Genomic DNA, 7,152 nt, shown 5'->3' with positions numbered 1-7,152 from the left:
TAAAGTAACGGTTGAATTACCAAATGGAAAAGTGATAACAGTAGAAGTCCCAGTTAATGTAACACCTGTTAAAGAGATTGAGACACCAGTCACATCTACCCCATTAACGCCAGAGGATTACACTAAAGGCATCAAGATTCCAGAAGGTGGCAAGGTCACAAATGTTGGAAACATTCCAGACTTGACAACACCAGGTAAGAAGGATCCAGTTAAAGTAACGGTTGAATTACCAAATGGAAAAGTGATAACAGTAGAAGTCCCAGTTAATGTAACACCTATTGAGGATATTGTTAAAAAACAAGGGGATCCAATTACTGCTGAGGATGTTGAAAATCACATTCCAAAAGGAGCAAAAGTTATCTCAATTGGTGACAAACCTTCAACAGATATTTCAGGTGAAAGACCAAGTATTCCAGTTGTTATCGAGTTACCAAATGGAATTAGAGTAACGATGAATATTCCAGTCATCGTAACACCAAAAGTAACACCTGTAGTAGTTTCAGTAGGAACACCTGTTACTCCAGAAGATATTCAGAAACATATTGAATTGCCAAAAGGATGGAAGGTAACAAAAGTAGGAGAAATTCCAACAACAGAAACACCAGGAACAAAACCTGTCGTTCCAGTAGAGATTGAATTACCAGATGGTCGTAAGATTACTGTCGATGTACCAGTCATCGTTACGCCAACCGTAAGACAAATTGTTGTACCACAAGGAACACCAATCACACCAGACGATGTGAAAGGACATATTGATCTTCCCAAAGAACCAGGATGGGAAATTGTAGAAGTAGGAGAAATTCCAACAACAATTCCAACAACAATTCCAGCTGGAGTAAAACCAAGCGTTAAAGTGAAAATCAAAGTTCCAACTGGTGAGATTATTGAAGTAGATGTGCCTGTAATCGTAACACCGAAAGTAACACCTATTGTAGTGGAAGTTGGAACTCCTATTACAGAAGATGATGTTAAGAAGAAAGTCGATTTACCAGAAGGATGGGAAATTGTTGAAGTAGGAAAAATCCCAACAACTGAAACACCTGGAGCAAAACCAGTGGTTAAAGTGAAAGTAAAATTACCGGATGGTCGTATTATTACAGTAGAAGTACCAGTAACGGTAACACCTAAATCACAAAATGGTGGAGGAGCAATTGCTCAAAATGGAGATTCAACACAAGTGATTGTAACGGAATACCTAGATGAAAATGGAAACCGTATTACTTCAGATAAAGAAGGAAAACACAATCCAATAGAGTTGGAAGGATATGAATTTAGTCATTCAACAACGGATGCTAAAGGAAATACCTTACATCACTATAAGAAAGTGACAAATCCAATCGATCAAGAACAACCAGTAGCTCCAGTGCAACCGGAACAACCAACAACTCCAAGCCAACCTGCTGTTCCAACACCAGCTGAACCATCAGTAGCAACTGATTCAGCTACCCAACCAGCAACACCTAAATACGTTGATGGTCAAAAAGAATTGCCTAACACAGGTACAGAAGCTAACGCTAGCCTCGCAGCGCTTGGACTTCTTGGAGTCCTAGGTGGATTTGGACTTCTTGCTCGCAAGAAAAAAGAAGACTAAAGATTTGTCGATTATTTATCTTGTGTAATATTAAATCCAGACCTATATAAAAACTTTACGAAATATTATTTGGATAATAATATAAAGATTGTTGATGCTGAAAAAATATCAGGATCACAGGAACGTATAGTATCAGTAACTTAAAAAAGTCTGATACTATGCGTTTTTTTATGGGAAGATTTATTAGTACTTACTTTTTATAAAGTTTTTAACTAATATAAATGTTTTACTTATTTATTGTAGATATGTTTTGTAATGATTGTGATACTTCTTTCAAGGAATATTTGGTAGGATTGAAGTGTAAATAGATTAACTAGGAAAGAAGGAAGTAAATGGAAGCCATTTATCAACCTGATTCGAAACTGGTTGTACTACTTGATGATAAATAATTAGCGCTAGAAACTAGTAGTTGATTGGAAAATAAATAGGCTAAATATTTATGTAATTTAAAATGTTATAAAAACGTAATTTTTCAGACAATAAACATCACGTTCCGTAGAATGTAATATTTATAAAGAATAACGAGCAATATCCGTATATATATATATATATACGGATATTGCTCGTTTTGTGATATAAAACTTTGAGAAAAACTCTATTGATTTATTAGATAAAAAGAGTATCATAGAATATAATAAGATATTTATAACGGAGGGAATCAGATGTTTTATAAAGGTAAACATGATCGTGAAAAACAATTACGTTTTTCTATTCGCAAAGTAAGTTTTGGAGCAGCTTCAGTCGTGATTGCTGCTTTTATGATGTTTATTGGTGGAGGTACTGTTCAGGCAGATGCTATTCAAAGTAATGATAGTAGTGCTGCCTCAGTATCTTCAAATCATCAACCAAAGGAATATGATAAGAAAACAGATAATGAGGATAGAGTTAATACTTCTAATCTTAAGGTATCAGAAGCAACTTCTGAAAATACAGGATCTAAAGATGTTATTTCTTCAACTGAATATTTTAATAATGAGAGTAGACAAGAGGAAAAACAGTTTATTAAAGCTGATACAAGTAAATTAGAATTAGCTGTTGCTCGTGTTCAAGCATTACTTGAAAAAACTGAAGTGAATGAAAAAACAGAAGAAGTAATCAAAAGTGCGAATGAAGAATTAGCTAAAGCGAAAGACTTATTATCTAATGATAAAGTAATACAGGGAGATATCGACAAAGAATTAAGTTCTCTTAATAATATAGATTTTATTCTTAAAAGTATACCAAAAGCATCCATTGAAAAGAAATTAGAAAAAGAAAACAAAAATCAAGATCCACGAAATGGAAAAGCCATTCCAGGAAAAGGAGAGAGTGGATTTAGAGAAGCTGTATTAAATTCTGCAAATACAATTAGTAAAGCGATAGAAGGACCAACAAATAATAATAAACTGGGTTATGGAAATAATCCCCAAAATGGAGTTTTTGAGAGTGCAAAAGAGCAATTTGGTGATATCAATTTTGATGATGCTGTAGTTAGTGAGAAAGAGGTTGAAAAACAATGGTCAAGAAGTACAGCATCAACTGGTGGTGAAACTAAAATTTTAGGTAGAATAACCTATAAATGGAAGGAAAAAGAAATCACAAAAGCTGATGCTGATACTAAAAATGCATTAAATGGATGGAAAATAGAAAGTGGAGAAAAGGTTACTGCAATTAAGCCAGTAGATCCTACAAATTTTGATACAAATAGACCTTCAGAATTTCCTCCCAAACCTTCGAAGATTTATGATTTAAATGGAAAAATTCCCAGGGATAATAATGAACAACCAAGTGAGGGGCATCCATTAGGTGTAAATGCTGCCAATCAAAATTATGCGAATGGTGTTAATTATTCTGGAGTTGTTGGAACTCATAATTTACCTAAAGGATACTATTTAGAACTTGGGAAAAAGGGTACAAAAATTGCAAAAGAGTTTAATGTAAATGGAAATTCTCGGCTATTATTAAGCGCTATTACTGGTGGTGCTTACGGAGTAATGGGGACTGCCGGAACAGGTGAAAAAATAAGAATAACCGTCTATGATGCTGATACTAATAAAAAAATTTCAACAATAGAAGATGATAATCATGCTGGAATGGAAGAATCACATATATCTGTACCTACTGGAAATGGAGGTAATGGAGATGGTTGGACCGAATATAGAGCAATTTATGAAACTCCAAAAGAAACAAAACGAATTAAAGTTGAAATCGAAGCTTTGGATGATGGAACTGCTATCCATAATTCTTTTTTGAAAGGTGATAGTAACAGAAATATCTCTGTAACAGATGGATATTTTGTTGGAGCTGTAAATTTAACTGTTGGTACAGGTACCGAAATGACTACTAATGTTAAAACTAATAATAAAGAGGGGGGGTATGGAGATAAGAAACTATATAAATCTGATCAAAAAGGTGAATTAGAGTTTACAGTGAATAGTGTCGGTGGTATAAGACTTTATGGTCATGCAGAAACAGAAATTGAAGTTCCCAAAGGAGTAGAACTAGACACGGAAATTACTGCACCAAAATCAGATTGGATATGGTTTGGGAATGTACCAATTCATAAAAATAATATTTCGTATGATCCTGTAGGAAGAAAATTGCGAATAAAGTATCAAACTTCTCAAAAAAATAATGGTATAGGGCCGTACATAGGAATTGGATCGAATAGTAATAAAAATGATGGAGTTCGTTCTTTCCGAGTAAAATTTACAACATCTCCGGATTATAAAGGGACTGCGACTTTTAAAGTACGAACATTTTTACCTAACGGTTTACAAGATGCTGAGGAGAATAAAGTACTAAATACAGCAGATGTTACAAATGAAAATGGTAAGTATAGAAATACAGTATCTGGTGTAAGAAATTCTGAAAATCCAAACTACTATTATAATAAGACGATTTATATAGATTCAACAAAACCTAAAGCACCAACAGTCGAAACAATACATATCGATGGAGTGCAGGGAAATAGTACGAATAAAAATCAGGAAAGAAACCTCTTGATTTCTATTCCAGAGGAAGAGACAGGCTTAACTGACCCTGAAAGAGAGAAAAAGGATGTTATTGAAAACGATAAGAACAATAATAACAAGGATAATCAGCATAAGTTAGCAGAGGCTGAAGCTACAACAGAAGTTGAAAAAATTAATCATGCGATTGGTGGTGTAACTAGTATAACAGTAACATTACCAAACGGTGCGAAAACAATTAAATTAACTAAAAAAGGTGATGAATGGTACAAAGATTCTGAAAAATTAAAAAAAGTTGATGGAAAATTAGTATTACCTTTACCAGAAGATATTAATTTAGATGAAGCAAATAATGCTTTATCTCCTGACAAACGTATCAAAGTAACTGTTCAAGATAAAGCAGGAAATGATTCAGATGTTGCTTATGCGAATGTTTTAAATGAAGCTCCAACTTTAAATGTCAATAAAGATGTTATATATGTTCCTAAAACGGATGTGTCTAATAAAGTTAATACTGAAAAACTTTTGAAACAAGTATCAGATACTATTGTTGATGGTAAACCAGGTATTGAAGTAGCTGATTTAGAAGATGATAGGGATAATAAGGAAACAACAAAACCAAATGTTTCAGTTATTGATGATCAGGGATTAGATACTTCTAAACCAGGTGTCTATACAGTAACTTTAAAGGCTACAGATAGTGAGGGAAAAGACTCAGTTGAAAAAAATGACGATACTGATAAATTTGATGTTGTAGTAGTTGAAGGAATTCCTCAAATTGTATCAGTTAGTGACAACAATATCCAACCAGATGTTCTGAAAAATATAGATAAAAGTCAATTTCCTGATGATGCTACATTTGAATATAAAGAAGAAGTCAATACTTCAGAGGCAGGGGACAAGAATGTTACAGTAGTTGTTAAAGACAAAGCAGGTAATAAACTTGTCGAAGTTCCAGCAACGGTACGGGTGGTAGAAAGTTATCCTCAGTATGTTCCAGTAAACAAAGAAGGTATCTCACCGAAAGATAGTATTGATCCAAGTAAATTCCCAGAAGGAACCACGTTTGAGTATAAAGAAAAACCGAATACTGGTTCCACAGGAGACAAAGATGTAACAGTTGTAGCTAAGCTAGGTACAGAAATAGTTGCAGAGATTCCTGCTAAAATTGTAGTAGTCGATAGTAAGACACAATATGTGGCAGAAAATAAAGAGAATACACAACCAGACGCTTCTAAGAGTGTTGATGAAGAAAATTATCCTGAAGGTTCTAAGTTTAAATTTAAAGAACCAGTTGAAACAAGTAAGGCAGGAGACAAGGAAACAACGGTTGTAGTAACGGATAAAGATGGAAATCCATTAGTTGAAGTTCCAGCAACTGTAGTAGTCGCAAAAGGTTATCCTCAAATTGTTCCAGTTAGTGAAGGGAATGAACAACCTAGTGTCAAAGATAGTATTGATCCAGATCAATATCCAGAAGGTTCAACATTTGAATATAAAGAAGAAGTCAATACTTCAGAGGCAGGGGACAAGAATGTTACAGTAGTTGTTAAAGACAAAGCAGGTAATAAACTTGTCGAAGTTCCAGCAACGGTACGTGTGGTAGAAAGCTATCCTCAGTATGTTCCAGTAAACAAAGAAGGTATCTCACCGAAAGATAGTATTGATCCAAGTAAATTCCCAGAAGGAACCACGTTTGAGTATAAAGAAAAACCAAATACTGGTTCCACAGGAGACAAAGATGTAACAGTTGTAGCTAAGCTAGGTACAGAAATAGTTGCAGAGATTCCTGCTAAAATTGTAGTAGTCGATAGTAAGACACAATATGTGCCGGTTGATAAATCTAATAAACAACCAGATGCTTCTAAGAATATTGATCCTGAGCAATATCCAGATGGGGTAACATTCAAATATAAAACTCCAGTAGATACAACAACACCAGGCGAAAAAGATGTTATTGTAGAAGCAAAAGATGGGGAAGATAAACTGGTAGAAGTTCCTGCTAAGGTTAAGGTAGTGGAAGGCAAGGAACAATTAATTCCTGTAAATCCAACTGAAAAACCACAAGCAAGAGATAGTATTACTCCAAGTGATTACCCAGAAGGTTCAACATTTGAGTACAAAGTTCCAGATGGACAGACTGAACCGTTCGATGCAACAACTGTTGGTGATAAACCAGTAACAGTAGTTGTGAAAGATAGAAATGGAAATGTATTGGTTGAAGTTCCCGCTACGATTAAAGTGGTAGAAGCTAAACCAAGACCAATTGAAACACCCGTAACAAATACACCTTTAACAAAGGATGATATTGCGAAATATGTTAAAGTCCCAGAAGGTGGAAAAGTAACGAATGTTGAAAACATTCCAGACTTGACAACACCAGGTAAGAAAGATCCAGTTAAGGTAACGATTGAATTACCAAATGGTAAAGTTATCACAGTGGACGTTCCGGTGAATGTAACGCCAGTTAAGGAAATCGAAACCCCAGTAACAACCACACCATTAACACCGGACGATTACACTAAAGGAATTACAATTCCAGAAGGTGGTAAGGTTACTAAGGTTGAAAATATTCCAGACTTGACAACACAAGGTAAGAAAGATCCAGTT

At 34.6% G+C, this 7,152-nt stretch carries 2 protein-coding genes; both read left to right on the top strand.

Annotated features, from left to right (window positions below):
- Positions 1-1,591, top strand: a 1,591-nt coding sequence (locus tag O3599_RS09685; RefSeq protein ID WP_371512726.1) for a Rib/alpha-like domain-containing protein, incomplete at its 5' end; no start/stop codon positions are given.
- A 662-nt stretch (positions 1,592-2,253) separates the two neighbouring features.
- Positions 2,254-7,152, top strand: a 4,899-nt coding sequence (locus tag O3599_RS09680) for a Rib/alpha-like domain-containing protein (protein ID WP_371512725.1), incomplete at its 3' end; no start/stop codon positions are given.

This window comes from Streptococcus sp. 27098_8_103, assembly GCF_041432345.1.
In the GTDB taxonomy this organism is placed as follows: domain Bacteria; phylum Bacillota; class Bacilli; order Lactobacillales; family Streptococcaceae; genus Streptococcus; species Streptococcus mitis_BV.
The sequence above is the reverse complement of the archived record's forward strand: the minus strand, read 5'-3'. Positions and strand labels throughout refer to the sequence as shown.